This is a genomic window from Acidimicrobiales bacterium (genome assembly GCA_041394265.1).
Lineage (GTDB): Bacteria > Actinomycetota > Acidimicrobiia > Acidimicrobiales > SZUA-35 > JBBQUN01.
The window spans coordinates 1,477,830-1,504,420 of the sequence record JAWKIO010000005.1; the positions used below are offsets into that span (position 1 = coordinate 1,477,830).

At 66.6% G+C, this 26,591-nt stretch carries 24 protein-coding genes; 6 read left to right on the top strand and 18 right to left on the bottom strand.

The annotated features are described in order from the left end of the window. Window positions 1-6 precede the first annotated feature (6 nt). Entirely contained in the window at window positions 7-405 is a 399-nt protein-coding gene (locus R2733_07160; GenBank protein MEZ5376281.1) for a YciI family protein, read from the top strand. Between the two features lie 35 nt (window positions 406-440). Continuing rightward, complete coding sequence (locus tag R2733_07165; protein ID MEZ5376282.1) at window positions 441-1,664, top strand: DUF6596 domain-containing protein; 1,224 nt, start codon at window positions 441-443, stop codon at window positions 1,662-1,664. 34 nt (window positions 1,665-1,698) lie between these two features. Here the strand turns inward: R2733_07165 and R2733_07170 are convergent, their stop codons facing one another. The 3 genes from R2733_07170 to R2733_07180 are packed head-to-tail and all read right to left on the bottom strand — an operon-like array spanning window position 1,699 to window position 4,072. Next, window positions 1,699-2,517: an enoyl-CoA hydratase-related protein gene (locus R2733_07170; GenBank protein ID MEZ5376283.1), complete on the bottom strand. Its 819-nt coding sequence runs from the start codon at window positions 2,515-2,517 to the stop codon at window positions 1,699-1,701. Between the two features lie 38 nt (window positions 2,518-2,555). Beyond that, a complete protein-coding gene (locus tag R2733_07175) occupies window positions 2,556-3,569 on the bottom strand; it encodes a rod shape-determining protein (protein MEZ5376284.1) in 1,014 nt (337 codons plus the stop codon). After that, on the bottom strand, window positions 3,566-4,072 hold the full coding sequence (locus R2733_07180) for a molybdenum cofactor biosynthesis protein MoaE (protein MEZ5376285.1): 507 nt from the start codon (window positions 4,070-4,072) through the stop codon (window positions 3,566-3,568). The genes R2733_07175 and R2733_07180 overlap by 4 nt, the downstream gene beginning before the upstream one ends. Before the next feature lie 82 nt (window positions 4,073-4,154). Here R2733_07180 and R2733_07185 point away from each other — a divergent pair, with 82 nt between their 5' ends. Then, entirely contained in the window at window positions 4,155-5,426 is a 1,272-nt protein-coding gene (locus R2733_07185) for a S1C family serine protease (protein MEZ5376286.1), read from the top strand. Window positions 5,427-5,483: 57 nt separating this feature from the next. On the opposite strand, the gene R2733_07190 is transcribed toward R2733_07185, so the two are convergent. Further along, window positions 5,484-6,506 carry an NAD-dependent epimerase/dehydratase family protein gene (locus tag R2733_07190; protein MEZ5376287.1) on the bottom strand — a complete coding sequence of 341 codons (1,023 nt, stop codon included), beginning with the start codon at window positions 6,504-6,506 and terminating at the stop codon, window positions 5,484-5,486. A gap of 17 nt (window positions 6,507-6,523) precedes the next feature. Here R2733_07190 and R2733_07195 point away from each other — a divergent pair, with 17 nt between their 5' ends. Further along, window positions 6,524-7,762 carry a zinc-dependent metalloprotease gene (locus R2733_07195; GenBank protein ID MEZ5376288.1) on the top strand — a complete coding sequence of 413 codons (1,239 nt, stop codon included), beginning with the start codon at window positions 6,524-6,526 and terminating at the stop codon, window positions 7,760-7,762. Window positions 7,763-7,885: 123 nt separating this feature from the next. On the opposite strand, the gene R2733_07200 is transcribed toward R2733_07195, so the two are convergent. The 9 genes from R2733_07200 to R2733_07240 form a co-directional block, all read right to left on the bottom strand. Then, window positions 7,886-9,409: a hypothetical protein gene (locus R2733_07200; GenBank protein ID MEZ5376289.1), complete on the bottom strand. Its 1,524-nt coding sequence runs from the start codon at window positions 9,407-9,409 to the stop codon at window positions 7,886-7,888. A 40-nt stretch (window positions 9,410-9,449) separates the two neighbouring features. Then, window positions 9,450-10,157 carry a response regulator transcription factor gene (locus tag R2733_07205; GenBank protein ID MEZ5376290.1) on the bottom strand — a complete coding sequence of 236 codons (708 nt, stop codon included), beginning with the start codon at window positions 10,155-10,157 and terminating at the stop codon, window positions 9,450-9,452. A gap of 4 nt (window positions 10,158-10,161) precedes the next feature. Further along, window positions 10,162-11,325 (bottom strand): ATP-binding protein, encoded by a 1,164-nt coding sequence (locus tag R2733_07210; GenBank protein MEZ5376291.1) that lies wholly within the window; start codon window positions 11,323-11,325, stop codon window positions 10,162-10,164. A gap of 7 nt (window positions 11,326-11,332) precedes the next feature. Further along, entirely contained in the window at window positions 11,333-12,097 is a 765-nt protein-coding gene (gene phoU, locus R2733_07215) for a phosphate signaling complex protein PhoU (protein ID MEZ5376292.1), read from the bottom strand. A gap of 16 nt (window positions 12,098-12,113) precedes the next feature. Continuing rightward, window positions 12,114-12,716, bottom strand: coding sequence for a PhoU domain-containing protein (locus tag R2733_07220; protein MEZ5376293.1), 603 nt, complete (start codon window positions 12,714-12,716; stop codon window positions 12,114-12,116). Window positions 12,717-12,932: 216 nt separating this feature from the next. Continuing rightward, a complete protein-coding gene (locus tag R2733_07225) occupies window positions 12,933-14,102 on the bottom strand; it encodes a M48 family metalloprotease (GenBank protein ID MEZ5376294.1) in 1,170 nt (389 codons plus the stop codon). Window positions 14,103-14,109: 7 nt separating this feature from the next. Continuing rightward, a complete protein-coding gene (gene ppk1, locus R2733_07230; GenBank protein ID MEZ5376295.1) occupies window positions 14,110-16,659 on the bottom strand; it encodes a polyphosphate kinase 1 in 2,550 nt (849 codons plus the stop codon). 95 nt (window positions 16,660-16,754) lie between these two features. After that, the gene (locus R2733_07235) at window positions 16,755-17,690 is read right to left on the bottom strand and encodes an ROK family protein (protein MEZ5376296.1); all 936 of its coding nucleotides are present in this window, start codon (window positions 17,688-17,690) and stop codon (window positions 16,755-16,757) included. 37 nt (window positions 17,691-17,727) lie between these two features. Continuing rightward, entirely contained in the window at window positions 17,728-18,009 is a 282-nt protein-coding gene (locus R2733_07240; protein MEZ5376297.1) for a hypothetical protein, read from the bottom strand. Window positions 18,010-18,158: 149 nt separating this feature from the next. On the opposite strand from R2733_07240, the gene R2733_07245 reads away from it, so the two are divergent. After that, entirely contained in the window at window positions 18,159-18,404 is a 246-nt protein-coding gene (locus tag R2733_07245; GenBank protein MEZ5376298.1) for a WhiB family transcriptional regulator, read from the top strand. 186 nt (window positions 18,405-18,590) lie between these two features. On the opposite strand, the gene R2733_07250 is transcribed toward R2733_07245, so the two are convergent. From R2733_07250 to R2733_07270, 5 genes are all read right to left on the bottom strand, one after another. Further along, a complete protein-coding gene (locus tag R2733_07250; protein ID MEZ5376299.1) occupies window positions 18,591-19,313 on the bottom strand; it encodes a hypothetical protein in 723 nt (240 codons plus the stop codon). A 10-nt stretch (window positions 19,314-19,323) separates the two neighbouring features. Beyond that, entirely contained in the window at window positions 19,324-19,857 is a 534-nt protein-coding gene (locus tag R2733_07255; GenBank protein ID MEZ5376300.1) for a sigma-70 family RNA polymerase sigma factor, read from the bottom strand. A 77-nt stretch (window positions 19,858-19,934) separates the two neighbouring features. Next, window positions 19,935-20,111 carry a twin-arginine translocase TatA/TatE family subunit gene (gene tatA / locus R2733_07260; GenBank protein MEZ5376301.1) on the bottom strand — a complete coding sequence of 59 codons (177 nt, stop codon included), beginning with the start codon at window positions 20,109-20,111 and terminating at the stop codon, window positions 19,935-19,937. A gap of 74 nt (window positions 20,112-20,185) precedes the next feature. Next, window positions 20,186-20,488: a WhiB family transcriptional regulator gene (locus tag R2733_07265; GenBank protein MEZ5376302.1), complete on the bottom strand. Its 303-nt coding sequence runs from the start codon at window positions 20,486-20,488 to the stop codon at window positions 20,186-20,188. Between the two features lie 333 nt (window positions 20,489-20,821). After that, window positions 20,822-22,858 (bottom strand): hypothetical protein, encoded by a 2,037-nt coding sequence (locus tag R2733_07270; protein MEZ5376303.1) that lies wholly within the window; start codon window positions 22,856-22,858, stop codon window positions 20,822-20,824. Between the two features lie 177 nt (window positions 22,859-23,035). Here R2733_07270 and R2733_07275 point away from each other — a divergent pair, with 177 nt between their 5' ends. After that, window positions 23,036-26,473 carry a PKD domain-containing protein gene (locus R2733_07275; protein MEZ5376304.1) on the top strand — a complete coding sequence of 1,146 codons (3,438 nt, stop codon included), beginning with the start codon at window positions 23,036-23,038 and terminating at the stop codon, window positions 26,471-26,473. Window positions 26,474-26,591 lie beyond the last annotated feature (118 nt).

Consider the following 26,591-nt stretch of genomic DNA (forward strand, 5'->3'; position numbering starts at 1 on the left):
CGCACGATGCCGCACTACCTGCTCTCGACCTACGCGGCCCAGGACGATGCCGACCCACCGGGCCCTCCGGCGCCACCGGCGGACATGCAGCGGATGATGACCGCAATGATCGAACTCGAAGAGGACATGATCGCCCGTGGCAACTTCGCCTTCAGCGGCCGCCTCCACACCCCCGACGCGGCGACCGTCGTGACCGCCGACGGAGGGAACGTGGTCATGACCGACGGTCCATTCGTCGAGGCGAAGGAGCACATCGCTGGCTTCTACATCATCGAGGCCGATGACCTCGATGTCGCCCTGGCGTGGGCCGCTCGGGTTGCCGAGTGCATCGGGCGACCCATCGAGGTGCAGCCGTTCGCCGCAACCGGACGGATGGCCGACCACCTCCCTGACGCAGCCCGTTGAACGGTGGACCGCCGCCCGAAACGAGCATCGAGGCGGTGTTTCGCGACGTCTACGGACACGCGGTTGCCACGCTGACTCGTCGCTTCGGCGACATCGGTCTGGCCGAGGATGCGGTCCAGGATGCCTTCGTGATCGCCAGCGATCGGTGGCAACGCGACGGGATCCCGCCCAATCCGCACGGCTGGATCGTCACGACCGCACGTCGACGAGGCATCGACGTCGTTCGCCGCCAGGTCCGGGGCGACAAGCTCGAACGCAGCGCTGCCCAGAATGGGGTGGTCGGCAGCAGTGCCGCCGAGAACGGGCCGTTCGACGACGCCACCGCCGAGATCGAGCAGCAGTCGCTCACCGACGATCGGCTGGCGCTCATCTTCACCTGCTGCCATCCCTCGCTGCGTGTCGAACACCAGATTGCGCTCACTCTCCGCCTGATCGGTGGACTCGGGGTGGAGGAGATCGCCCAGGCCTTTCTCGTTTCCGAGGCGGCCATGGCGAAACGCCTCACCCGGGCGAAGTACAAGATCGCCGCCGCCAGTGTTCCGTACCGTGTGCCTGACGGGCGCGAGCTTCCGCAGCGTATCGCCGCCGTGTTGTCGGTCATCTACCTCATCTACAACGCCGCCGCCGACGCGCACGAGGAACAACGAGCCCTTCGGCTCGAAGCCATTCGGCTGGCCCGCGCCGTCGTCGAGCTTCTCCCCGACCAACCCGAGGCGAGCGGGCTGCTCGCCCTCCTCTTGCTCAACGATGCACGAATGCCCGCCCGCCGTCGCAATGGTGCGATCGTCGTGCTCCGCGATCAGGACCGCAGCCGATGGACTCGATCCCAGATCGACGAGGGCCACGACCTCGTGCGCGCCTGCATCGAACGTGACGAGCCCGGCCCCTACCAGCTGCAGGCGGCGATCCAGGCGGTGCACTGCCACGCCCCCACCTTCGAGACGACGGATTGGCCGCAGATCGTCGGGCTCTACGACCATCTGTATGCGATCAGCCCTACCCCCGTCGTTGCCATGAACAGGGCGATCGCCGTGATGGAAGCCGATGATCCCGACGCCGCACTCGAGTTGCTCGGCCCACTGGCGACGCAGCTCGACGCCTACGGTCCGTTCCACGCTGCGCTCGCCATGGCCTTCCGTCGCACTGACCGGATCGACGACGCTTGCCGGTCCTACGGTCGAGCGGCCGAGTTGGCCCGCGATGACGCGTTGCGACGCCACCTGCTGGAGCAGATCGAAGACCTTCGACAGAGCCCCTGAACGGCCTGCGTTGGGTCAGACGACGAGGACGTCCTCAGCGATGTTCCCAGGTGGCGCTGCGCTTCTCGACGAAGCTCGCCATGCCCTCCTGGGCGTCATGGCTCTGACTGGTGGCTGCCATGACCTCGACGGCGTGGCGGTACGCCTCGGGCAGGTTGAGATCGAGGTGCCGATACAGCGTCTGCTTGCCCATGGCCTTCGAGAACCGGCTGCCCCGGGTGGCGCGGAACATGAGGTCGAACACCGCCCCGTCGAGTTCGTCGGAGGGCACGACCGAGTTCAGCAATCCCCACTCGAGTGCGGTCTCGGCATCGATGGCGTCGCCGGTCAATGACAGCTCCATCGCTCGCTTGCGTCCGATGTTGCGGCTGATACCGACCATCGGGGTGTGGCAGAACCAGCCGCCACGTCCGCCGGGGGCGGCGAAGGTGGCCACGTCGGCAGCCACGGCCAAGTCGCACGACGCCACCATCTGGCAGCCGGCCGCGGTGGCGATGCCGTGCACCCGGGCGATGACGACCTGAGGAACGTCTTGGATCAACAGCATGAGCTGCGTGCACACACTGAGCAGATCACGGGTGAAGCGGTAGTCGGCTCCCGCCATGTCGGCGAAGTCGTGGCCGGCGCTGAAGGCCGGGCCGTTCCCGGCGACGATGACACCCACGGCCTCGGTCTGGGCCACCGCCTCGAAGGCCGCGATGAGATCGTGCATGTGATCGAGCGACAGCGCGTTGCGGCGCTCCGGCCGATTCATGGTGACCGTGACCACGTCGCCAGTCTTGGTCGGGGTGACGCTGAGGGCCACGTTGTCGAGCGTGAGGGCGGCGAGATCGGCGGTCGTCAAGGGTTGCATGACCGCCGAGGCTACTGCACGCCGATGGGACGCTCGACTCAGCGACGGCTGCGGCTCGACATGAACATGTCGCCAACCTCGTCGAACGACTCGATGCATTGGCCGGCACCGAGGACGACCGATTCGAGTGGTTGCTTCACAAGGTTGACGTCGACCCGGGCTGCATTGCCGATACGAGTATCGAGCCCGCGCAACATGCCCCCACCACCAACCAGATGGATGCCGCGAACGATGAGATCCTGCGCCAGCTCCGGTGGGGCGGAACCCAGACACGACACGACGGAGTCGACCATGGCCGACACCGGTTCTTCGATGGCCTCGCGTACCTCGGGAGCGGTGAGGGTGACGGTGCGGGGCAGTCCGCTCATCAGTTCGCGGCCGCGCACTTCGGCGCCCCATTCGTCGTCGACGGTCGGCCAGGCCGACCCGACGGCCAACTTGATCTGCTCGGCGGTCTGCTCACCGACGGCGATGCCGTGTTCACGCCGGACGAATGCCTGGATGGCGGCGTCGATGTCGAAGCTGCCGACCCGGACGGCCTCCAGCGCCACCACGCCCCCGAGGGAGATGAGCGCCGTCTCGGTGGTGCCGCCGCCGATGTCGACGACCATCGACCCAACCGGTTGCTCGATGGGCAGACCGGCACCGATGGCTGCCGCCATGGGCTGTTCGAGCAGGTGGGCCTCGGCGGCGCCGGCGCGGCGAGCCGCCTCACGGACCGCACGCTGCTCGACCGCAGTGATCGCCGACGGCACGCAGATGATGACCCGGGGCCGGTTGAACCGACTGACCCCGGCCCGGTGCAACACCAGGCGGATCATGCGCTCGGTGATCTCGAAGTCGGTGATGGCGCCCTTGCGCAAGGGCCGGACGGCGACGATGTGGCTGGGCGTGCGTCCGATCATGCGCCAGGCGTCTCGACCGATGGCGAGCACATCGCCCGAGCGCGTGTTGAGCGCAATGACCGACGGTTCGTTGAGCACGATGCCTTCGCCTCGGGCCCACACCAGTGTGTTGGCCGTTCCCAGGTCGATGGCCAGGTCGCGGCTCATGCCGAACCTTCCGCCGGAAGGTCGTCGATCTCGACCAGATGCTGGGCCTCGAGGCCCCAGCTCTCACCTTCTGCCCACCGCTCCTTCTTCCACACCGGCACGGTCGACTTCAGCGTGTCGATCCCGAAGCGAGCAGCGTCGAAGGCGTTGCCCCGATGCGGGGCCGAGACGGCCACCACGACCGCCGATTCGGTGATGGGCACATGACCGATCCGATGGATCAACGCGATGCGACCGAGGTCGGGCCAACGCTCGCGAGCGGCATCGGCGATGGCAGCCAAGCGAGGGATGACCTGCTCCTCGTAGGCCTCGTATTCGAGGCGATCGACCTGGTCACGACCGACCGAGTGGTCGCGAGCCGTTCCTGAGAAGACCACCACCGCGCCGCAGTCGGGACGCACGGCCCAGGCGGACACGGCATCGAGCGGCAACGGTGCTTCCGACAATCCGACCCAGGTGTCGCCGGACACCGGCGGGAGACAGGAAGGTTCCGGAGGGGTCACGACTGCGTATGTTAGGCCGGATCCCGCCGCATTCTGGGGGTCGCGGAAGTTCCGCCCACCGAGAGTTGTACTGTCTGGACCCGTGACACCAGACGACGGCGAAGAAGACGACGCCCCGCTCGGGCCGCCGCCCGATCCGTCGTTGCGCCAGTGGCGTCATCCCTCGGAGATTGCATCCGCCAACGCTGCCGCACTCCGAGACCTGTCACCGGCGCCTCGAGCTCGCTGGCGCTCGTTTTCCTTCCTCGGTGGCTGCGCCATCGGCTTGATCGGTGTCGTCGTGCTCGGCACGGCGGTGGCCAGGCCATTTACCGGCGGCTCCGACGATGTCGACGACGCCACGCTCCTCGCCACCTCGGCGCCGATCTGGTCCCCCGACGGCGACAATGCGACGCCTACGCCCACGACCTCGCACGACGGCGACGAGGACGGTCGCGAGAGCGACGACGACTCGACCACCTCGACAACTGCAACCGCCACCACCACGCAGGTCCTGGTCAGCTCGACGCTTCCCCCCACCCTCGAAGCGGGTGCGTCGGGAGTGGTCGCCCTGCTCGACGCCGACGATCGCTCACTCGTTGCCACCGGCCTGGTGGTCGACGGGATGGTGCTCACCAGTGCGCACGAGCTCGGCGGTCGATCGGAGGTGCTCATCGCGACTGGTTCGGACGAGACGCTTGCCGGCCTGGTCGCAGGCTCGGACCCGTTCAGCGACCTGGCCGTCGTCGCCACCCTCGACCCCGACCTTCTCCCTGAGCCAGTCCGGCTCGCTTCAACCGACGACGACGCCGCAATGACGCCAGGGAGCACGGTCTGGATCCTCGCTGCCAGCGGACAGACCACCCCGACCGCAGTCGGCGGCGAGCTGTCTGCAACCGACCAAGACGTCATGACCAGCAGCGGCGACATGGTCTTCGACGCACTGCAGACCACGATCCGGACCCCGGTGCACGGCCCCGGCGGCGCGGTGGTCGATGATCGCGGCAACACGATCGCCATGGTCATCGCCTGCGACCGCCACCTGGCATCAGCGCTGCCGATCGAGTCGCTGCGGGCAACGGCGCACACGATCCGCGAGACCGGGTGGGCCCACATCGGCTGGCTGGGCATCGAGGGCGAGGGCGTCGCTGACGGGATCGTCCTCCGATCGGTGGAACCAGGAGGTCCGGCGGCCGTTGCCGGCCTCGCAGCAGGCGATGTCCTCCTCTCGGTCGACGGCGAGCCGCTCCAACACCTGGCCGGCATCGTGCAGGCGATCCGCCGAGCGGGCGTCGGCAATCAGATCGAGTTCGATGTGCGCCGGGGCGACGACACCTTCACCGCCGACATCACCATCGGCAGCCGGGCCGGTTGACACCGCCGATCCATCGGCTGATCGGCACCGCCGATCGCCGGAGGGATTCGGCGGGGGTCAGCGGAGAAGACGGCGGGCAACCCCGGCTGCGACCGCGGCGACACCGGCCAAGCCGATCCCGGCGGCGGCGAGGGCGAGCTCTTGTCGCTGCTGGGCCGTGACCGACCACGGCGGTGGAGGGGTGCCGATCACAAAGGCTTCGCTGTTGGAGAACGTCGGGACCCACCCGGCGGTTCGCAACCGATCGTTGGACACGACCCACGGGTACCGCACGTACGCCTCGATGCCCGGCGGCGACGAGCGCAGGCCGAGCTTTCGGGTGGCCGCCAGCCAGTTGTCGTTGACGCGCTCCGGCACCCGGAGCTGCACCCCACCGACGAGGTCGCGGAACACGTCGGGTCCGATCCAACCGTCGGGCGCCACGTTGTAGGCGCCGGCGAGCTCGCGGCGCGCCACGTAAGCGATGGCGGAAGCGAGATCGTCGTAGTGCAGGAACTGCAACGGTGGGTCGACCTGGTCGGGTCGAACGATCGTGGCACTGCGCAGCACACGCGCCGCCCACGCCACCCCCTGTTCCGACAAGGTGGTGGTCGGTCGCAACACGGTGGCCCGGCGGCTGGTGTCGGCCTCGGCCCACGCCCACACCGACTCCTCGAGATCGCGCTTGGCGACGGCGTAGGCCAGCTCCGGCACGGGACGGAGCGGTTGAGCCTCGGTGAGCGGGATCGGATTGTCAGGATGTGCGCCGTAGGCCATGGCCGACGAGAGCGCAACGACATGGGGCACGCCGGCGGCCGTCGCACCATCGAGCACCGTGGCGAGCATGGTCATCGTTGCGGTCGAGTCGTTCGGCTGGCCGGCTTCTTCGGCCAGGTGCACGATCGTCGAACAGCCGGTGATGGCTCGGTCGATCGGTTGGCGCCGCAGGTCGAGGCGGAGGTATTCGACCTTGGCCACCGGTGACGCCTGCGCGACACGGTCGATGGCGACGATGCGGTCGATGTCGGGATGTGCCGCCAACTGACGAAGGGTCCGCCGACCCAGTGCTCCGGCTGCCCCGGTGACCGCGATTGCTCTCACCGCTCTACGATGCCCTTGTGACTGGTTCCGATCCACTCGGTGGGGGCGAGTTTCCTTTTGGTGATCTGAGCAAACTGTTCGGGGCCTTCGGAAACGCCGACCCATGGCAGCAAGCAGCCCAGATCGCGCAGGCGGTCGCCTCCGAGGGTGAAAGCGAACCGAACGTCGAGCCGAAGGTCCGCATCGCGCTCGAAGATCTCGCCCGCGTCGCCCTCCTCTACCTTGCCGAGGTTCCAGGCGTTGCCTCGTCACCAGCGCTGCACTCCACCTCGGTTGGCGTCAAGCCGGTCACCCGAGCCCAGTGGACCACCGACTCGCTCGACGCCTATCGCCAGTTCTTCGAACGCTTCGGCGAGGCCATCGGCCAGGTCGGCCCGCCCGATCTCGCATCCGGAGCCGATCCCTTCGCCGCGATGTTCGGCACGATGTTCTCGAGTCTTGCCCCCATGATGGTGGCGGCCAGTGCCGGCGCCATGATCGGCCATCTCGGCCAGCATGCGCTCGGTCAGTACGAGCTGCCGGTCCCCCGTTCGTCGGATCGGGTGCTCGTGGTGCCGTCGGCCATCGACGATGCCGCCGACGAATGGGGCGTTCCAGTCGACGAGCTCCGCATGTGGATCCTGGTCCACGAACTGGCGAGCCACGCGCTGATCACGATCCCGCACGTCCGCCGCCACTTCGACGCCCTGTTCATCGACTTCGCCACCGCCTTCCGCCTCGACCCAGCGCGCATCGAGCAGGAGTTCGGCCACATCGGCGGTCTGGAAGACCTGAGCAAGATCCAGGAACTCTCCGAGCAATTCAACGACCCCGAGGCCATCCTCTCGCTCATGCGAACCCGGACCCACGACCTGCTCATGCCGCAGCTCGATGCGTTGGTTGCCGCCTTCCTCGGCATGGTCGACTTCGCCGTCGAGCGGGTCTGCCTCACGCTGGTGCCGAACCATGCGCTGATCCGTCAGGCCATGCGTGAACGAACCCTCGCGGTGAACCCCGCCGATCGGTTCATGGAGCGTCTTCTCGGCATCAACATCACCGAGGGCACGCTCGATCGTGGCCGGCGTTTCATCAATGGCATCATCGAGCGCGTCGGTGACGCCGGCATCGAGAAGCTGTGGGGCGACGAACTCGACATGCCGACCGCGGCCGAACTCGACGCTCCCGGACTGTGGCTGGCGCGGGTCGGACTCGACCCCGACATGGAGCTGCCCGACATCGAGATCCCCGACGACCTCTCAGGCCTCGACGACCTCTGATTCGGCCGCTCGAGAAGTCTTCGGGCCTCTCAGTCCCGATCGACCGTTGGCGGTCCGGTCGGCGGCGCCTGCGGCGGAAGCACATACTCCCGAGTCGGTTCGGCCTCGAACACCGGATCGTCGTCAGCGAAGAGGTCTTGATCGAACAGGTCGGTGGTCTCGGTGGCGGGCGGCCGGTCGGCGAGATCGATGGTGCCGGTGTCGGCGCCGTTGGTGTCTGCTGCCGTCCGGCCACGGCGGAAGCTGACGCGGCGGAGCCGCTCGGTGGCCGCCTTCGGCGCCTTGACCGTCGGCGCAGGGTCGCGCCCGAGGTAGTAGCTGACGGCCGCGAAACCGGCGGTGCCGGCCAGCCCGAGGAACCCGAGCCGGGCCGGGATCGGGATGATCACGGGGATCACGGCGCCGAACACCCACAGCAACTGGAACTGACTCTCGAACTTGGCGAACGAACGACCGAGATTGGCTTCTGGTGCGTCTCGCTGCACGATGGCATCGAACGATTGCTTCCCCATCGCCGCCGGCGACACCAACCGCAAAGGCGATGGTGGCCGCACCGACGAGACCGCCCGCCAGCGACGCCAGCACACCGGCGACCCCGACACCCGCCAGCGAACCGGCAAGGATCTTCTCCTCCTTCACCATCGCCCGCAGCCTGGGTGAGGTGACCGCGCCGCCGAGGCCACCAAGACCGGTGAACGCGAGCACGACACCGAAGTGCCACGCCGGGGCACCACCCGACGACAGGTCGAGGCGACCGAGGCCCGTCAGTTCACGGATCCGGTGACCGATCTCGACACCGGTGGCCGTCGGACCCGGATCGACGCCACCTCGCAGCTCGAAGGCCAGGAGCATCGTGAGAAACCCGACCACGGCCCGCATGTACCCCATGGCGCTCGCAGCCAACACGATGTTGTTGCCCCGTAGTTCGTGCCGTTCGGTTTCGTTGGCCTTCTCGCTTGCGACCTTGGTTGCGGGAATCTTCATCGCCAGGGCGGCAGCCGCGAGGAAGATCAAGACGTCGAAGTACAGCGTCCACGACGCCCCGCCGATGGTGAGCAGCAGCACACCTGGGATGCCGGCGACCGCTGCCGACAGCGCGGTGATGATCGACAGCCGCGAGTTGGCCTGGACCAATCGTGTCTCGTCGGGCACCAGCGTCGGGACCATGGCGCTCTTGGCCACGTGGTACGCCTTGCCCATCACCAGCATCCCGAACGCGAGCGGGAACATGACGAGACTGTCGGTGTTCAGCGCCATGAGCAGTGCCAGCGTGGCCCGCACCACCGCCGAACCGATGACCATGTAGCGATGCCCGCCCTTGAGTCGGTCGATTGCCGGACCGAGCCACGGCGCAATCAGACCGAAGGGTGCGACGGTGAGAATCAGGTACAGCGCAACCTTGTAGCGGGCGTCGTTCGGGTCGAGCGAGAAGAAGAACGAATCGGCCAGGGAGATGGTGACGAGCGCGTCGCCGGCAACCGACAGTCCATGGGCGCGGGCGAACCGGGCGAAGGGGCTGACGACGAAGGCCTTGGCGCCGCGACTCTTCGACGTCGCCGGGTCGACCGACTTCCACTCGCGGTTGGAACGCCGAACTCGGCGCTGCTCGCCCTTTGGCGGCGTGTCGTTCTTGCCCGATGGCGTCACGAACCCGATGGTAGGTGCTGGCAGGCGCGATGTTCGGCGCTCAGGGAGCAGTTCGCTCGAATTTGTAGCCGACGCCCCGCACCGTGACGATCCTGACCGGCTGGCTCGGGTTGTCTTCGATCTTGCCCCGCAACCGTTTGATGTGGACGTCGAGCGTCTTGGTGTCGCCGACGTAGTCGTGACCCCAGGCGCGGTCGATGAGCGTGTCGCGCGCCAGGACCCGCCCAGCGTTCTCGAGCAGCAGCGACAGGAGCTCGTACTCCTTCAACGGTAGCGCGACCTTCTCGTCGCGAACGAAGACCTCGTGGCTCGCTCGATCCATGCGGACGTCGCCGACTTCGAGCACCTCGTCGGGCGTCCGGTCGGCGTCGTCACGAACATCGTCGGACCGGCGCATCACCGCCCGCATTCGTGCGATGAGTTCACGCATTCGGTAGGGCTTGGTGATGTAGTCGTCGGCGCCGACCTCGAGTCCGACGACCACGTCGATCTCACTCGACTTGGCCGTGACCATGATGATCGGGACACGAGACTTGGTGCGGATGTCGCGGCAGACGTCGATGCCCGAGATCCGCGGGAGCATGAGGTCGAGCAGGATCAGGTCGGGTTCCCGTTCATCGAAGGCGGCGATCGCCTCGGCACCGTCGCGAGCGATCCGCACCTCGAACCCCTCGCGTTCGAGACCGATGGTGAGCGCGTCGATGAATGCTTCTTCGTCTTCGACGACGAGGACCGATGGGAGGGACATGGATTCAGCTTTCTCCGATGACGGAAGGGATCGCCGGCTCCACCGCCAGCGGGATGACGAGGCGGAAGGTGGATCCCTCACCTTCGACCGATTCGAGTTCGACCGACCCTCGATGGTTGATCGCCACGTGACGAACGATCGACAAACCCAGGCCGGTGCCCCCGGTGCTGCGACTCCGGGCGTGATCGACCCGGTAGAAGCGCTCGAAAATCCGTTCGCGATCGCTGGCCGGAATACCGATGCCACCGTCGCTGACCTCGATGACCAATTGCTCCTCGCCCTCTGCGTCGGTCCGGCGGAGCAGCGCGAGCGAGATCTCGGAGTTCGGATCGGAGTACTTGACGGCATTGTCGGCGAGGTTGCCGACCGCAGCGACCAATTGCCGTCGATCACCGAGCACGCGGGCGCCATCGCTGTCGTCGTGCACGCTGATGGCGACCGAACGCAGCTCGGCCGCCGCAGTACAACGAGCGAGGGCGGCAGCGACCACGGTGCTCGGATCGACCAGTTGCTCGTCGCTGAGCGAGCCGGACTCGATCTCGGACAGTGCAAGCAGATCGTCGATCGTGTTCCCCAGCCGGATCGCTTCGGCGTGCAGCCGCCCGGCGAGCCGGTCGACCACGGCGGGGTCGTCGGTGTCGACGAGGGCTTCGGCGAGGATCCCCATTGCGCCCACCGGTGTCTTCAGCTCGTGGGAGACGTTGGCGACGAAGTCGCGGCGAACCTCGACCGACCGCCGCTGTTCGGTGACGTCTTCGATGATCACCACGACACCGATGGAGGCGCCATCGACCATCACCTGCGATCCACGGAACTCGAGCACCTGGCGAGGCGGGCCGAACAGATCGAGCGACCGCTCTGCTTGCCCGTGCACGCCGGCCCACGAGGACACGTCCTCGAGCGCAGCATCGACCAGGGGCCGCTGATGCCGGTTGCCACCGAGCACCATCGCCGACGAGTTGTGGAACACCCGCTGGCCCGCCCCGTCGTAGAGCACGATGCCCAGCGGCAGCGTCTCGATGGCCTGCATGACTCGCTCGTCGGACTCGTGGATGTACTCGCGCTGCTCTCGTGCCTGGCCGCCGACCCGTCGGCCACTGCGCCGGCCGAAGGCAACGCCGAGTGCCGCTCCGGCAACGGCCGCGATGGCGATCCACACGACGATCACGGATGTCTCAACCGCCGTCGGCTGGGCCGTCGCCTGGATTGGCCACCACCGGATCAGCGCTCTGGCCACGGTGTTGGGTCCGGAGCGAACCGTTGAGTTCTGGGAGCCAGCCGGTGACCATGTAGCCGACTCGTTCGCCGATGTTCACCGCATGGTCTCCGATGCGCTCGTAGTAGCGGGCCACCAGCGCCAGCTGCACGGCGGCAGCGAGGTCGATGGCACCATCGTGGTGAGCGGCAAAGACCGCTTCGACCATCTCGCGATTCAGGTTGTCGAGCTCATCGTCGATGTCGCTCAACGCAGCAGCCAAGGCGCTGTCGGCATCGGCGAAGGCCTCCATCGCCAGCTGGATCAGACGACGGGCCTCCTGGCTCATGCCATCGATGACGCCTCGGATCTTCGGGCTCATCGGCGAGCCGTACATGCGACGGGTGGCCTTGCAGATGTTGACCACCAGGTCGGCCGACCGCTCGAGTTCGCCAACGGACTTGAGGATGGTGGTGAGGTGGCGAAGGTCGCTGGCCACCGGCGCCTGCAGGACCATGATCTCGTAGACCGATTCCTCGATCTCGACCGACAGATGATCGATCTCGTCGTCGGCGTCGATGAGCTTCTGGGCCTCACCCATGTCGCCGTTGAGCAGCACCTGGGTGCCCCAGGGGATCAGCTCGGACACCATCGCACCCAGCCGGATCAGGCTGGCGTCGAGCGCCTCGAGTCGACGGTGGTAGGCGCTGCGGTGATCCGGCTTGCTCGGGTCGGTGGTGGGCATGGTTCCTCGTGCTGTCCTAGATGACTTCGTCAGCAAGGTAGACGTTGTCGCCCGTGATCAGATAGTGCAATCGAGCGGACAGGATCTGAGTGTGGTCGCCGATGCGGTCGAGCGAGCGACCGACCACGAAGGCCGAAACCGCAACACGAGCAGCGTCGGGACCGTCGAGTTCGAGGATCCGGCTCATGAGCGGATCGGCGAAGTCTTCCAGCGCTTCGGCCGTCTCGAGCCGGGCGAGTGGCTCGATCGAGTTGGCTGACCACGCCTCCTGCACAATACCGAACCGCTCGCGCACGCATCGTCCGAGTTCTCGCAAGACGGCGAAGACACCCGGATGAGCGGTCAACAGCGAGTGGTCGTCGGCGGTCTTCGCAATGCGGAGGCACAGGTCACCGATGCGCTCCAGAGCGGTCAGGACGCGGATCACCGACACGACGAGCCGGAGGTCCGTGGCACGCGGCGATTCACGGACGAGCAGCTCGTAACACTGCTCGGTGAGTGAGACGTGCATGGCGTCGATCTCGTCGTCGGAGGCGAGGAGATCGGCAGCCACGGCCTGGTCGCCGGTGGCGAGCACCGTGATGGCCTTGTCGAACGCGCTTCCGACCAGCAGAGTCATCAACTCGACTTGGAGTCGGAGTTGCTCCAGTTCATCGTCGAATGGTCGTCGCATCAGGCGCGGGTTCTCTGCCGAAGTCACGTGGTCCTCTCCGGACGTTCACCGCAAGGCTACGCCCGACCGGTGACCATGGTGGGGAGTGGAGGTGACCAACAGGTGAACCGGGAGCGAACACGGAACCATCATCGGGTGACGGCCGCAAGCTTCTCGACCTGGTCAGCCGCCGGAGCGACGGCGACGAGCCGCCGACCGCTCAGCCAGAAGCAACCGCTCGGCGGGCGGCGGGTGGTGAGCGAGCAGGCGCGCCATCGCGCCAGGGTCCAAGTCGCTCCGATCGTGCTCATGCATCGAGCGAAGGTCGGCCAATCGAGGTGGCCCGACGATCGAGGCGGCATCGAGGTCGGCTTGACGTTCGTGGCGACGCGACACCCAGGCCTCGAGCAGACCGACCGGCAGCGCGATCACCGCCAGGACGGCGGTGGCCAGCGGCCAGTGCCGAGGATCTTCCACACCGCGCCCGAGTGGCGTGAACACCATTCGGTCGATGATCCAGAGACCCATGACCTCCGCCGCTGTTCCCGCAAGTGACGCCGTGAGTGCGACGGCGTGATGACGACGACGAAGATGTGCGATCTCGTGGGCGACCACGAAGTCGCGGAGGTCGGGGTCGGCGGCCAGCAGTTCCTCGCTGCACAACACCAGCGGCTCCCGACGATGACTCCTGCGTCGCCGCGATCTCGCTCCACCGAAGGACCTCGCTCCACCGAAGGACACTGCGTTCAAGCCCCGCTCGATCGAGGCATCCAGACGACCCCACGCGATCCTCGACACCCCAGCGGCCTCGGCCACCAGCTGCAGATCGGCCTCGGTTGGGGCATCGAGTGGCGCCGCTCGATGTGCGGCCCGGGCGACCGCCGGGCCCGTCGAAATGGCGATGGCGCCGAGTCCGAAGGACACGATCACCGGCCACCAGGGCGTGGCGTTCACCAGTGCGCCGAACGTGGGCCCGGCCAGCGCCGCCACCAGCACCACCCCGAGTGTGCTCACCAGCGAGCTGGCGACGAACCGTTCAATGGGCAGCGTGGAGCCGTCGAATCTCGGCTCGTGGTGGAACTCCATCCAGCTGTCGACCGCCAGCTTTGGCAACCACCACGCCAACGCCACGAGCACCCCGGCAACAACGGCGTCGCGCCAGCCGGAGTCATCCGGTTCGATCAGCGCTCCGAGGACAACGGCGACGACGAGGAGCAGCAGTGCCTGCGACAGCAACCGGACGGTGGCGGCTCTCACCAGTGGTCGGTGGTAGGCCCGTGACCGCTCGAGTCGCTCGGCGTCGAACCATCGCTCGGGCGAGACCGGCGTGGCCCACCGGATCCTGCCGTCCATGACGAGGTCAGTCGCCCAGGAGCTCGGCGGCCTGTTCCAGCAACGTGCGGTCGTACTCGTAGGTGAGAAGGTCTGCCGCCTCGGGAGCGGTGCACCAACGGAGTTCGTCGACCTCATCGTTCTCGACGAAGGTGCCCTTGTCGTGTTCGAGGAGCCAGTAGTGCACCGACTTCGGGCGGTCCTTGTGGTCGACGTAGAAGACCGTCGGGAGCGCCGGACCGACCTGGCCCTCGAGGCCGGTCTCCTCGAGCACTTCACGCAGCGCGGCCTGGAGCTCGGTCTCGCCCGGATCGAGCTTGCCCTTGGCGAACGACCAGTCGTCGTAGCGGGGCCGGTGTACGACAGCGAAGCGACGCTTCCCGTCGATCCGGCGCCACACCACGCAACCAGCGGCCCGAACGGCGATCTCGCTCATCGTTTCCTCGTTCTTGTCGGGGAGCTGGGGCCGACGACGCACGACGGGTCTCGGCATCTCGGTGGTGATGTCGATACTGCGATCGACCCCGGCTCGCTGGCGGGCGAGCACTTCGAACGCATCGTGGGCCTGGAAGGTCCCGGTGGTGATGGGGTGGTACTCGTCGTCAGGGCCCAAGGTCCAGGCGAGATCGTCGTCGGCCAGGACGTACTCGATGACCTGATCGAGCCGAGCCTGCCCAGCCGGGTCATCGATACGCACCAGCGCCTCGACTCGACGGTCGAGGTTCCGGGGCATGAGGTCGGCCGACCCGATGTAGTAGCTGGGCGTACCCGGGCCCCGTCCGTTGGCGAAGTAGAGGATCCGCGAGTGCTCGAGGTAGCGACCGACGACGGACCGCACCCGGATGTTCTCGGACAATCCGGGGATGCCCGGTCGCAGGCAGCAGATGCCACGGACGATGAGATCGATCGACACGCCGGCCTGGCTGGCGGCGTACAGCGCTTCGATCAGGTCGGCGTCGACGAGGCTGTTCAACTTGAGAACGATGCGGCCCTCACCGGCGGGTGCCATCCGCTCGTTCTCGATGAGTCGAGCCACTCCGGTGCGCAGCGAGTACGGAGCCACGAGGAGGTTCTCGAACGCGACATGATTGCCGTAGCCGGTCAGGAAGTTGAAGAGCTGGCTGAGGTCCTCACCGATCTGGAGATCGGCGGTGAGGAGCCCGAGGTCCTCGTAGATCGTGGCGGTCTTCGGGTTGTAGTTGCCGGTGCCGATGTGGCAATACCGGCGGAGCCCGTCGTGTTCCTCGCGCACGACCAGCGCGGTCTTGCAGTGGATCTTGAGACCGACGAGACCGTACGCAACGTGGACGCCGGCTTCTTCGAGCCGTCGGGCCCATTCGATGTTGGCTTGCTCGTCGAACCGGGCCTTCACCTCGACCAGGACCGCGACCTGCTTGCCTTGCTCGGCCGCGTGGATCAGTGACTGCACGATGGGCGAGTCACCCGAGGTGCGATAGATGGTGAGCTTGATGGCTCGCACCATGGGGTCGTTCGCCGCCGACCGCACGAACTCACTGACCGACGCCGAGAACGAGTCGTAGGGATGGTGGAGCAGGATGTCGCCGCGGCGAATTCGGGCGAAGAACTCCGCCGGCGACTCGATGTCTTGCAGCTCTCGAGGCACCACCCCGCTGTACGAATCGATGAGCAACTCGGGGCGGTCGAGCGAAACGAGCTGCCAGTACCCGGTGCAGTCGATGAGCCCTCGGTAGTGATAGACGTCGTCACCCTCGAGGTCGAGCTCGCGCAGGAGCAACTTCATGATCTCGGGCGGCATCGTGTGGTCGACCTGGAGCCGGATCGCACGACCGAACCGACGGCGTCGCAGCTCGAGCTCGACCGCTTCGAGCAGGTCTTCGGCGCCCTCGTCTTCGAGACTGATATCCGCGTTGCGAGTGACCCGGAACGGCCACGCGCCAGTGACGTTGAAACCCGGGAACAGCTGGTCGACGTGCGCTGCGATCACCTGTTCCAGCGAGACGAAGCGGCCCGAGGGAAGGGCGAGGAACCGATCGATCGATGGTGGCACCTTGATGCGGGCGAAGCGCTGGCGACCGCTGGAGGGGTCGAACACCTGCACCGCGAGATTGAGCGACAGGTTCGAGATGTAGGGGAAGGGGTGCCCGGGGTCGACCGCGAGCGGCGTCAGGATCGGGAAGATCCGGGTCTCGAACTCGACGGCGGCGAACGCGCGCTCGTCGTCGTCGAGATCGGCCCAGTCGATGATCTCGATCCCTTTGGCTGCGAGCGCAACCCGCAGCGCATCGACGTGGATCCGTTCGAGTCGATCGAGTTGCCGGTCGGCGGTGCGCTTGATGTGGCGCAGTTGAGCAAGGGGCGTGTAGCCATCGGGCGGCGTTCGAGTGATGCCGGCCGCCACCTGGTCCTTCAGGCCGGCGACTCGCACCATGAAGAACTCATCGAGGTTGGATGCGTAGATGGCACAGAACTTGAGTCGCTCGAGCTCGGGGACCGACTCGTCTTCGGCCCGTGCCAGCACTCGGGCGTTGAAGTTCAGCCAGGACAGCTCGCGGTTGGTGAAGCGGCTCGACAGATCGATGTCATCGTGATGTTCCAACACGGTCTGCTGGCGACCTCCTTCGTGCGTCGTTCAGTGAACCACTGGGAGGGCCCGGTTCGGTGACGCGGAGATGAACTCCTGTCGTTCGGCACTCACTCGAACTGGTCACCGGCGAGCATGGCGGCACCAACGACGCCCGCGTCGTCGAGCCGCTCGGCCAACCGGAGTTCACAGACCGACGTGCCAAACCCGCCGAAGCTCGAGCTGTCGACGATCTTGCGAACGAACCACTCGCCGAACTTGTCGACGATTCCCCCGCCGAGCACCACACGCTGCAGATCGATGAGGGTGGCCACGTTGCCGATGCCTTCGGCCAACGCGTCGGCCGCATCGTTCATGAGCTCGTGGGCGAGGTCGTCGTCGTTGTCGATGGCGGCGGCCAGGTGTCGTGACTTGAGGGGGCCGTCGGCCGCCTGCCTGACCAGCATCGACTTCACGCCCTTCGAGCCTCTGACCCGCACCTCGCGCTCGATGCCGGCCTTGCCGGCGTACGCCTCGAGGTGGCCGAGACCGCCACAGCCGCATTGACGACCACCGGGCTCGACGGTGAGGTGTCCGATCTCCCCCGCCATGCCCCGGGCGCCACCACGAACGTGACCATCGAGGACCAATCCGCCGCCGACGCCGGTGCCGACGAACACGGCCAGCAGGTCGGCCGCGCCCTGTCCGGCGCCGACCCGATGCTCGGCGAGGGCACCGCAGTTGACATCGTTGCCGACGGCAACGGGCTTGCCCAAGGCAGCGCCCAGCGTCGCACTCACGGCAACGGGATTGTCCCAACCGGCAATGTTGGGGCAGCGGTTGACGACACCATCGGAGCCGACGAGTCCGGGAAGACCGATGCCGATGGCGTCGGCCTCCTCCCACCCGTCGAGCGAGCGGACGGCCTTGGCCACGACATCGAGCACGTCGGCGGGTCCGGTGCGGGGAGTGGAGGCCTTGGCCCGCCCCTCCGACCATCCGGTCTCGGTGTCGACGATCCGCGCCAGCACCTTGGTGCCGCCGAGATCGACGCCGACGACGCGCATCAGCCGACCGCTTTCTCGCTGCGGGCCGGCGCGGTGGTCATTGGGTGCGGGCGGGCGGCTCGTCGCCCAGGTCCCAGTCGACCCGGATCAGTTCACGTTCGGCGTCACGGTTGACCCGCTCACGATTGCGGCGGAACTGGGGATCGTGACGAGGAAGCAACAGGAGTCGAGCAGTGACTCGGGTCCAGAACTCGTCGAGCATGGTGGCGTCGCCGAAGTGGCGGTGCATCTCCCAGTGTGGGGCCACGGGTCCGGTATACACGATCGTGACGTGGGCAACCGGAGCTGGCGCTTCTTCGAGCGTCGCAACATCAGACATGCGCCCAGGCTACAGCGCCGGGCCCGCAGCAGGCAGCCTGCGTCCCGGACCGGCAGAAACGGTCCGTTCGGCTCATTGACATCGACGTGCTTGGAGAAGTTTTCCCATCGGACGGGAACCAATTGCTTCCACCGAGCGTCTGTAGAGCCATGGACACCAATTGGATGGCCGACGGCAACTGCAACAACCACCCACCCTCGGTCTTCTTCCCGAGCGACGGTGTGGGCGTCGAAGTAGCCAAGAAGATCTGCGCCACGTGCCCGGTGCAGGCGACCTGCCTCGAGTACGCGCTCGACGCCCGTATCGATCACGGCGTCTGGGGCGGAGCATCGGAGCGTCAGCGTCGCCGCATCTTGAAGGCACGCCGGGCCGAGCAGCGCCTCGCTGCCAGCTGAACCTTCGGGCGCCGGCCGAGGCCGACGCCCACATCGAGCCGGCATCAGCCCTGCTCACCACGTTCTCCACACCGCCGGACCTGCTCACGCGGGTCCGGTTTCCGTTTTATGCCAGCTTTACCCTCGACGCCCAAGGACGGCGTCGCGCCGGGCCAGCGGCCAGACCAATACTCGCCGATGACAGGATCACTCGGGAAAGCCAAGCTCCGCCATCAGGGCGCCAACCGTTGCATCGAAGGTGCCCTCGCGTCGGGGTCGGGCATCGGCCAGCACCGCGGCCATCTCATCGGGTTGCAGTCCCACGACGGCGACCACGGCGTCGGTGGTCTCGACGATCATGAGCTCGCGGCGTTCGTCGACCCAGGCATCGACACCATCGAAGTCACGGATCCCTTCGACACCCAAGGCGTCGAAGTCAGCCCGTCCCGGTTGCTCGAACACCGACACGGCATCGCTGCCGTGGGAGTAGACCGCCTGCCGGAGGTCTTCGGTGACCAAGTCTGCCTCGTGCTCGAACTCACTGGGCAGATCGAGGGGATCGTCGCTCGGCTGGTCGGCCACGACGACCGACGGGTCGCCGGCCAACAGCGCGTCGAGCGAAACGGCCGCCGAGGTCGACGAACTCGATCGCATGCCGGCGGCGACCGTGGCATGACGCGAGGTCAGCCAGTCGAGGGAGAACTCGGCCCGGCCCGGCCCGACGAGGCCGAACACCGCAACGCCGACGAGCGCCATCGCCGACAACGAGAGTGCGCCGACCGCCACGCGGCCTGCGTGCAGGGGTCGGCGGTCGATGGCGGCTTCGAGGAACCCTGGGGGTGGTTCGACCTCGGGCAGCGAGCCCAGGAGGCGAGCAATCTCGTGCTCCCACTCTTCCTCTTCGAATTCGGGGAGGGTGTGTTCGGTCATCGGGCTGCCTTCATGCCGCCATCGCCTCTCGCAACCGGCCGCGACCACGGTGAATCCGCGACCTGACGGTGCCGATCGGGATGTCGAGGCGCTCGGCGATGTCTTCGTAGGAGTAACCGAACACGTCTTTCATGATCACCGGAATGCGATAGTCGACCGGCAGCTCACCCAACATGTCCTGGAGGTGCTGCGGCAGATCGCTGGCTTCGAGTTCGGCGTCGATGCCTTCGGTGCCGGCGATGACCCGATCGGGCTCGTCGGGCAGTGGCACGGTGGGTCGTCGCTTGTCGCGTCGGACCCGGTCGAGGAACGCGTTGGTGGTGATTCGACCGAGCCAGCCCTCGAGATTCCCGGGCTGGTAGGTGGCTAGTCCTCGCCTGACTCGCAACAACACTTCTTGCACCAGATCCTGCGCATCGTGGTGGTTCCCAGTGAGGCGGTACGCGACGCTGTAGATGAACCGACCGTGAGTGAGTGCAACCTCTTCCCACGAGGGAACGTCAGAGGTTGCCTGATCGGTGAGCGTGCGACGAGAACGTGCCACGTGTTCCCGCCCTCCGATCGTGACTCACAACGGCGGTTCGGTGGGGGAAGTTCCCGCCGTTGACGGATTGATACTGGTTACTCGCTCTTCGAGTTCTCGTCTGACGCCGAGGACGAGCCCTCAGCGATCCCATCCTTGAATTCCTTCTGCGCCCGGCCCAGGTTTCTCGCGAGCTGGGGCAGCTTCGCGCCGCCGAACAACACGAGAAGGATGACCAAGATGATCAGAAGTTCTTGGGGCTTGAGTCCTGCCATGGCTCGAAGAGTACCGCCGATTGCCAACGCATCACCGGCGGGAGCCGATCACGAGGTGAGATGACTCGTCGGCGTCAGCCGAAGTGGGCCGACACGACTTCGACCGGGGCAGGCACGGTCTCGCGCTCGAGCGCTCGCTGACGACGGATGCGGCGCCGCTCACGCTCGCTCATGCCACCCCAGATGCCGAACTTCTCACCGTTGGCAAGCGCGAACTCGAGACAGTCTCCTCGGACGACACAGCCACGGCACACTTCTTTTGCCTCACGCGTGGAGGCGCCCCGTTCGGGGAAGAAGAGGTCAGGATCAACGCCCAAGCAGTTCGAGAACTCTTGCCAGGTCGTGTCCAGCGCCAGTTGTTTTCGCCCACTTCGCATGACTGCCTACTCCTCCGCTACGCCGGTCCTCGATGCGGAAGGTCGAGAGAGTTGCGGGACCGGGATGAGTTGCCGACGGCACGACAGGAGGGAAACCTGCGGATGGTTCGGTCGCATGGGTTTCCCCTTCGACCATTCCCCACCCAGCGCCGCGCCAGGGGTACCATGTAATTACAACGGTGCGATTCTGCCGTGATCACGCGCGTTTGACAAGGTGAATCGCGGCTTTTGCGTGCTCGTGCCCTGGTTTTCTGCGGTTTCCCGACGACCACTCGACATTTGAGCGCGCGAGGTGAGTGTTCAGCCACGCACCGTGCGTTTTCATCCCGGGGTTCAGGCCGAACCGCGACCCTTCAACAGCTTGCGCTTGTGTTCGATGAAATCGACCAGCACATAGTCACCGAGGTTCTGCGGCGTGGTGAAGAACGCTCGGCCTCGGTTGATCTCGGTCAGACGCTCGACGAACCCCCGCAGCCCCGAGTCGGGATCGAGCATGAAGGTGTTGATCGTGATGCCCGCCTTGGTGCATCGCATCACCTCGGCGAACGTGGCCTCGACCGTCTCGCGCAGCGGCGGATAGCTGAACAGCGGCGTTCCGTCGGCGAGCAGATGCGCCGTGGGTTCACCGTCGGTGATCATGATGATCTGCTTGGTGCCCGACTCCTTCGCCAGCATGCGCTGCGACAGCTTGAAGGCGTGGTGCATGTTCGTGCCATAGACGAAGTCCCAGCTCACCTCGGGCAGGTCGGCTGGCTTGAGTTCGTGCGCCATCTCGGAGAAGGTCACGATCCCGAGGTAGTCGTTGGGGTACTGGCTCGAGATCAACGAGTACAGCGCCATGGCCACCTTCTTGGCCGGCAGGAAGTTGTCACGCATCGGCATCGACAACGACAGGTCGAGCATCAGCACCGTGGCCGAGCGCACCTGCCGCTCGGTCCGTTCGATCTCGAAGTCCTCCGGTGTGAGCTTGACGGGTGTACCGCCGCCCGAGCGACGGATCGCGTTGCTCACGGTCTTTTCGATGTGGAGGTTGAACGGATCACCGAACTCGTAGGGCTTGGTGTCGAAGTTCCGCTCGTGGCCGATCCCCGAGCGATTGGTGTCGTGCTTGCCGACCCGGTTCGGGTCCATCTTGGAGAACAGGTCGCCGAGCGCTTGCTGGCCCAGCCGTCGCAGCCCTCGCGGCGTGAGCTCGAGCCGGCCCTCCTTGTTCTGTACGAGCCCGGAGTCTTCGAGCATCTTGGCCAGTTCGGCAATGCGCTCGAGACTTGCCGCCTCGTCCTCGCCCATGAGCCGGCGGACCTGCTCGAGGTCGACCTCGGCGAGGGCGGCCGGTGAGGACGGATTCTGGAGGAACTGCTCCAACTGATCGAGCTGGCCCAGCTCTGCGAGCATCTGCGAGGCATCGGCCATGCCGAGTGGATCGAAGCCGGAGAAGTCGTAGCTCTGCTGCCACCCGGCGTTCGGGAACATCCCCTGGAGGTTCTGGCTCAGCCGGCTCATCTCGAAGTTGAGGTCCATGTCTTCGAGGAGCTGGTTCGACAGGTCCATCAGCTGCTGGCGCTGCTCGGGGGTCATCGAATTCAGCAGCGCCTGCATGGCCGCCATCTGTTGCGCCATCTGCTCGAGCAACTCGTCGAGGGTCTCGGGGTTGTTCGGGAAGAAGTCGCCGTAGTCCTCCATGAACTTGTCGAAGTCGGGCTCCTCGCCATTGGCTCGCTGCTCGAGCATCCGATTCAGCTCGGCCATCATGTCCTTCATGCGCGCCAGGTCTTCGGGCGTCATGTTCTCCATGCCCTCGGCCATCGACTGGAACTGCTGCTTGACCAGCTCGTTGCGAAGCTTGTCGACCAGCTCGTCGAACTTCTGTTGCGCCTCGGCGGATTCGAAGTCGTAGTTCTGCAATGAGCGGACCTTGCCGGCAAGGTCGTCGGGCAGCATGGCCAGCTCCATCTGCTTCGACGCAGTGGTCTCCTTGGCCAGCTCGGCGTTTCGCTGATCGGCGGCCGAGGTGTCCGGGTCGGCCAGTTGCATGTCGGCCAGCGCCTCGCGGTCGGCGAGCCCCTGCTGTTCGGCATCGATCACGTCGTTGAGCGCCTCGTTGATCTCGTCGTAGACGCCACCGAGATCATGGTTCTCGAGCCGCTCACGGCGCTCCTGGCGCAGCTTCTCCATGATCTCGCGCAATCCCTGGATCCGCTCACCGTTGCGGTCCTCGAAGCCCTCTTGCATCAGCTTGCGCAGTGCGGCCATGGGGTCACCGTGGTACAGCAGATCGTCGGTGAGCTGTTCCATCACGTCGAAGGCGTCGAGTTCGAAGCCCTTCTGTGTGCCATCCCAGCGCGAATACCGAAACCGGTTACCGATCATGCCCAGTGACCCTACTCCCGCCCCACGACCCGCACCCGGTCGGGGGATTTCCCCCATGACCCCAGGCGCCGTCCGGAACACACTGACCTCGCACCCCGGTCGGCGCTGAAGTAGCGTTGACCCTCTGGGTGCAACACACCTGGGCATCCGATTTCGGGTGCCATCGGAGGAGGGCCGATGTCCATCGAACGCTGGGTTGCCGCTCTGCGCAACCGCTCACTCAATCTCACCGGCACCGCGCTGGCGTCCGTCGGCGTCGCTGCCGTGGTGCTCACCTCGTGGATGATCACCACCAGCGAGCCCCGCTCCGAGGTGCAGGTTCGTCTGTCCGATGGCGCCGTGTGGCTGCCATCGCAGGTGCTCGGCGGGGTCAGCCTCCTCGACGGGGGATCGGGTTCGATCGCCACCTCACTCGGTGTCGCCGACAACAACGACGACTTCGGCGTCGTGCAGTGGGGCTCCGATGCCCTCATCGTCAACACCTCCGACGGCACCGTCTCCCGACTCGATGGCGCCTCGTGGTCCATCACCACCGGCAGGGTGCAGTTCGCCAAGCCCGGCGAAGCCATGGCCGTCGTCGCCGGCCACGATGTCGGCTGGCTCGTGAAGTCCGGCTCGGTGGCACCGCTCGACCTGGAGTCCCTCGCTCAGCGCGACGCCGTGCCCGTGGGTTCGGCCTTCGGAGACGGGCTCGTCACCGATGACGGCGACCTCATCTACGCCAGCAACGATCCCGACGCCCCCGTGCGCAAGTTCCACATCGACGGCTCACCCGCCTCCGATGTCGACGATCTGCGTGGCCCGACAGCGCTGGCCGACCTCGGCTCGACCGATGCTGCGGTCGACCTCGACGACCACACCGTGTGGCTCGCCGACGGTGGCCATGTGTGCAATCGACTCGAAGTCACCGCCGGCGCCCAACTCAAGGCCAATGGCGCCGACGATCATCTCTTCGTGGTGGCCGACGATGGCAGCGCCTTCCTGTGGAATCCTCGCCAGTCCGGGTGCCCCACCGCCGACGACTTCTTGTCGCTGGGGTCGAGCACCTACAGCCGCCCGATCCTGACCTTCGGCTGGGCGGTCGTACAAGACGTCGAGTCGGGCGAAGTGATCGTCGTCGACTTCGATGCGCTCGACAACGTGCAGCGCCGGAGCCTCGAAGGGGTCGAGCCCGGCACCGAGGTCCAGCTGGTCGCCGAGAACGGGGCGGTCTGGTACAACGACCCCCACTCGTCGCGGGCCGGCCTGATCCATCGCGATGGCACCATCGAACCGATCTCGAAGTACGACGAGGCGAGCGACGGCGGATTCGTCGCCGCACCGCTCGGCGACTCCGAGGTCGACGACATCGCCGTTGCCGGTCGCCAGACCACGCCCGATGAGCCACAGCAGGAGGCGAACGCCCAGTCGGCCCAGCCCGACACCGACGCCACCACCCCCACCACCGCACCGAACGATGGCGGCGGCGACAGCGGCCCGGAGCCCACCACGCCCGATACCTCACCGGCGGGCCCCGAGACCGAGAACACCACCCCGGTCACCGACCCCAACGGGACGCCCGGCCCATCCACCGACCCGGGCCCCGAGACGACCGTCACCACCGATCCGGGCACCGAGACCACGACGACCACCGAGAACCCGGCGCCACTGGTCATCCAGATCGGTGCGAGCGGCAGCCAGGTCGAGGCCGGCGGCACGCTGCACTTCAGCTCGATCACGGTCAAGGGCAAGCCGAACTTCTGGCAGCTGATCGTGTCGCCCGACTCGGGCAAGCAGGCCAAGTTCGAGACCTTCGGCGAGTTCGACTACACGTTCTACGACCCGGGCACCTACAGCGTGGCGATCAAGGCGTGTGACGCCGACAACAACTGCGTCACGCCGGCCATCAGCGTCAAGGTGGTTGACAACCCCGACCTGATCCCGCTTGAGGCCTCATTCACCGCCCCGGCCGATGCCGAGGTGTCGGCCGACGTGAGCTTCCAGAGCACCTCACAGGGCGATCCGGCGAGCTACCGCTGGACCTTCCCCGGCGGCACGCCCAACTTCTCCACGTCGCCGAACGCCACCTCCAGCTGGACCGAGCCCGGACCCAAGACCGTCACGCTCGAGATCAAGCGAGGCAGCGAGACCGACACCGTCACCCGGGAGATCACGATCCTGCGGCCGGCGATCGGCGGACCCGACTCACCCTTCGGTGTGAACTGCTCGCCGTCCAGCATGAGCACGGGCGACACCGCCACCTGCTCGCTCGTCGGCGATCCCAACGACTTCTGGGACCTTGCGTTCTCCTCCACCGTGCCCAATCCATCGCAGGCGACCCGGGGCCCGAGCGGGCCCACCAGCTACACGGTGTCGTCCGCAGTCGAGGGCACCATCACGGTCACACTGACCGGTCGTGACAAGGTGAGCGGCAACGACCGCAGCGACACGTTCTCGATCAGTGTTGCCAATACCGTGATCCAGGTCTTGCCCGAGGGAACGGTCACCGGACCGAGCTCGGTCGAGGCCGGCACCACCAACAGCTTCAGCGCCTCGGGTACCAACATCGCCTCGTGGAGCTGGACGGCCCAAGGCAGCCCCACCTTCTCCAACCCGAGTGGCGAGACCACCAACATCCGGTGGAACAACCCGGGCACGTATCGGATCGAAGTCGTGCTCGGCGGTGCCGGGTCCACGACGATCTCCAAGACCGTCACGGTGACCGCCGCTGCGCCGACGTTCGCCTTCAACCCGGTGTGCAGCCCCACCACGCAGCCGGCCAACGGAACGAGCGCCACCACGTGCAAGCTGGCCGACGGGAACTACGCGGAGTTCACGGGCCTCACCTACAACGTGTCGAATCCGAGCAATCTCGAACTCAACCGCTGGGGCGCCCCTGGCGAGTCCTACACCGCTTCGTTCGACCCGGGCCAGATCACGGTGACCGTGACCGGCACCCACACCGCCACCGGCACCCCGGTGAGCGGCGGTCCGTTCACCATCACGTTCACGGGAACGACCACCACGCCCCCCACCACCACACCGCCATCGCCGTTCGGCATGTCATGCACCAGCTACAGCGTGCCGGCCGATGGCAGCGAGGTGTCGTGGTGCACCCTCGACGGTGATCTCAACAACTTCTCGGGCCTCACGTACTCGATCAACGCACCGAACCCTGGTGCGCTCAACTCCTGGGGCGACTACCGGGGTTACAACGTCGGCTATGCCCAGCCGGGCAACGTCACCGTGACGCTCACCGGCACGGACAACGCCACCGGCAATCCGGTGAGTGCCAGCCGCACGATCACCTTCGTGGAAGTCGCCACCACCACGACCTCCACCTCGACCACCACGACACCGCCGCCGCAGCCGTCGCCGGTCTCGATCAGCTGCAGCCCCGGCTCGACCGGTGTCAGCACGATCGTCTCGTGCTCGCTGACCTCCGATCCGGCGCTGTCGTCGGGCTGGAACTGGTCGCCGTCGGCGCCTGACGGCAGCCAACTCGAGTGGTGGCCGGCGGGCGACACCATGAGCTTCCGCTACAACGCCGCCGGCACCGTCGGGGTCACCCTGACCGCCACCGACGTCGCCACCGGCACCCCCGTCTCGGCCAGCCGCAGCATCACCTTCGGCTAACCCTCGACCCGACGAGCGGGCTCTACCTCAACCGTCCACACGCCAACTGTCCACGCTGAAGCCCAAACCAGCGAACTGTCCACACTGAAGCTCAGAACAGGGCTCCAGTGTGGACAGT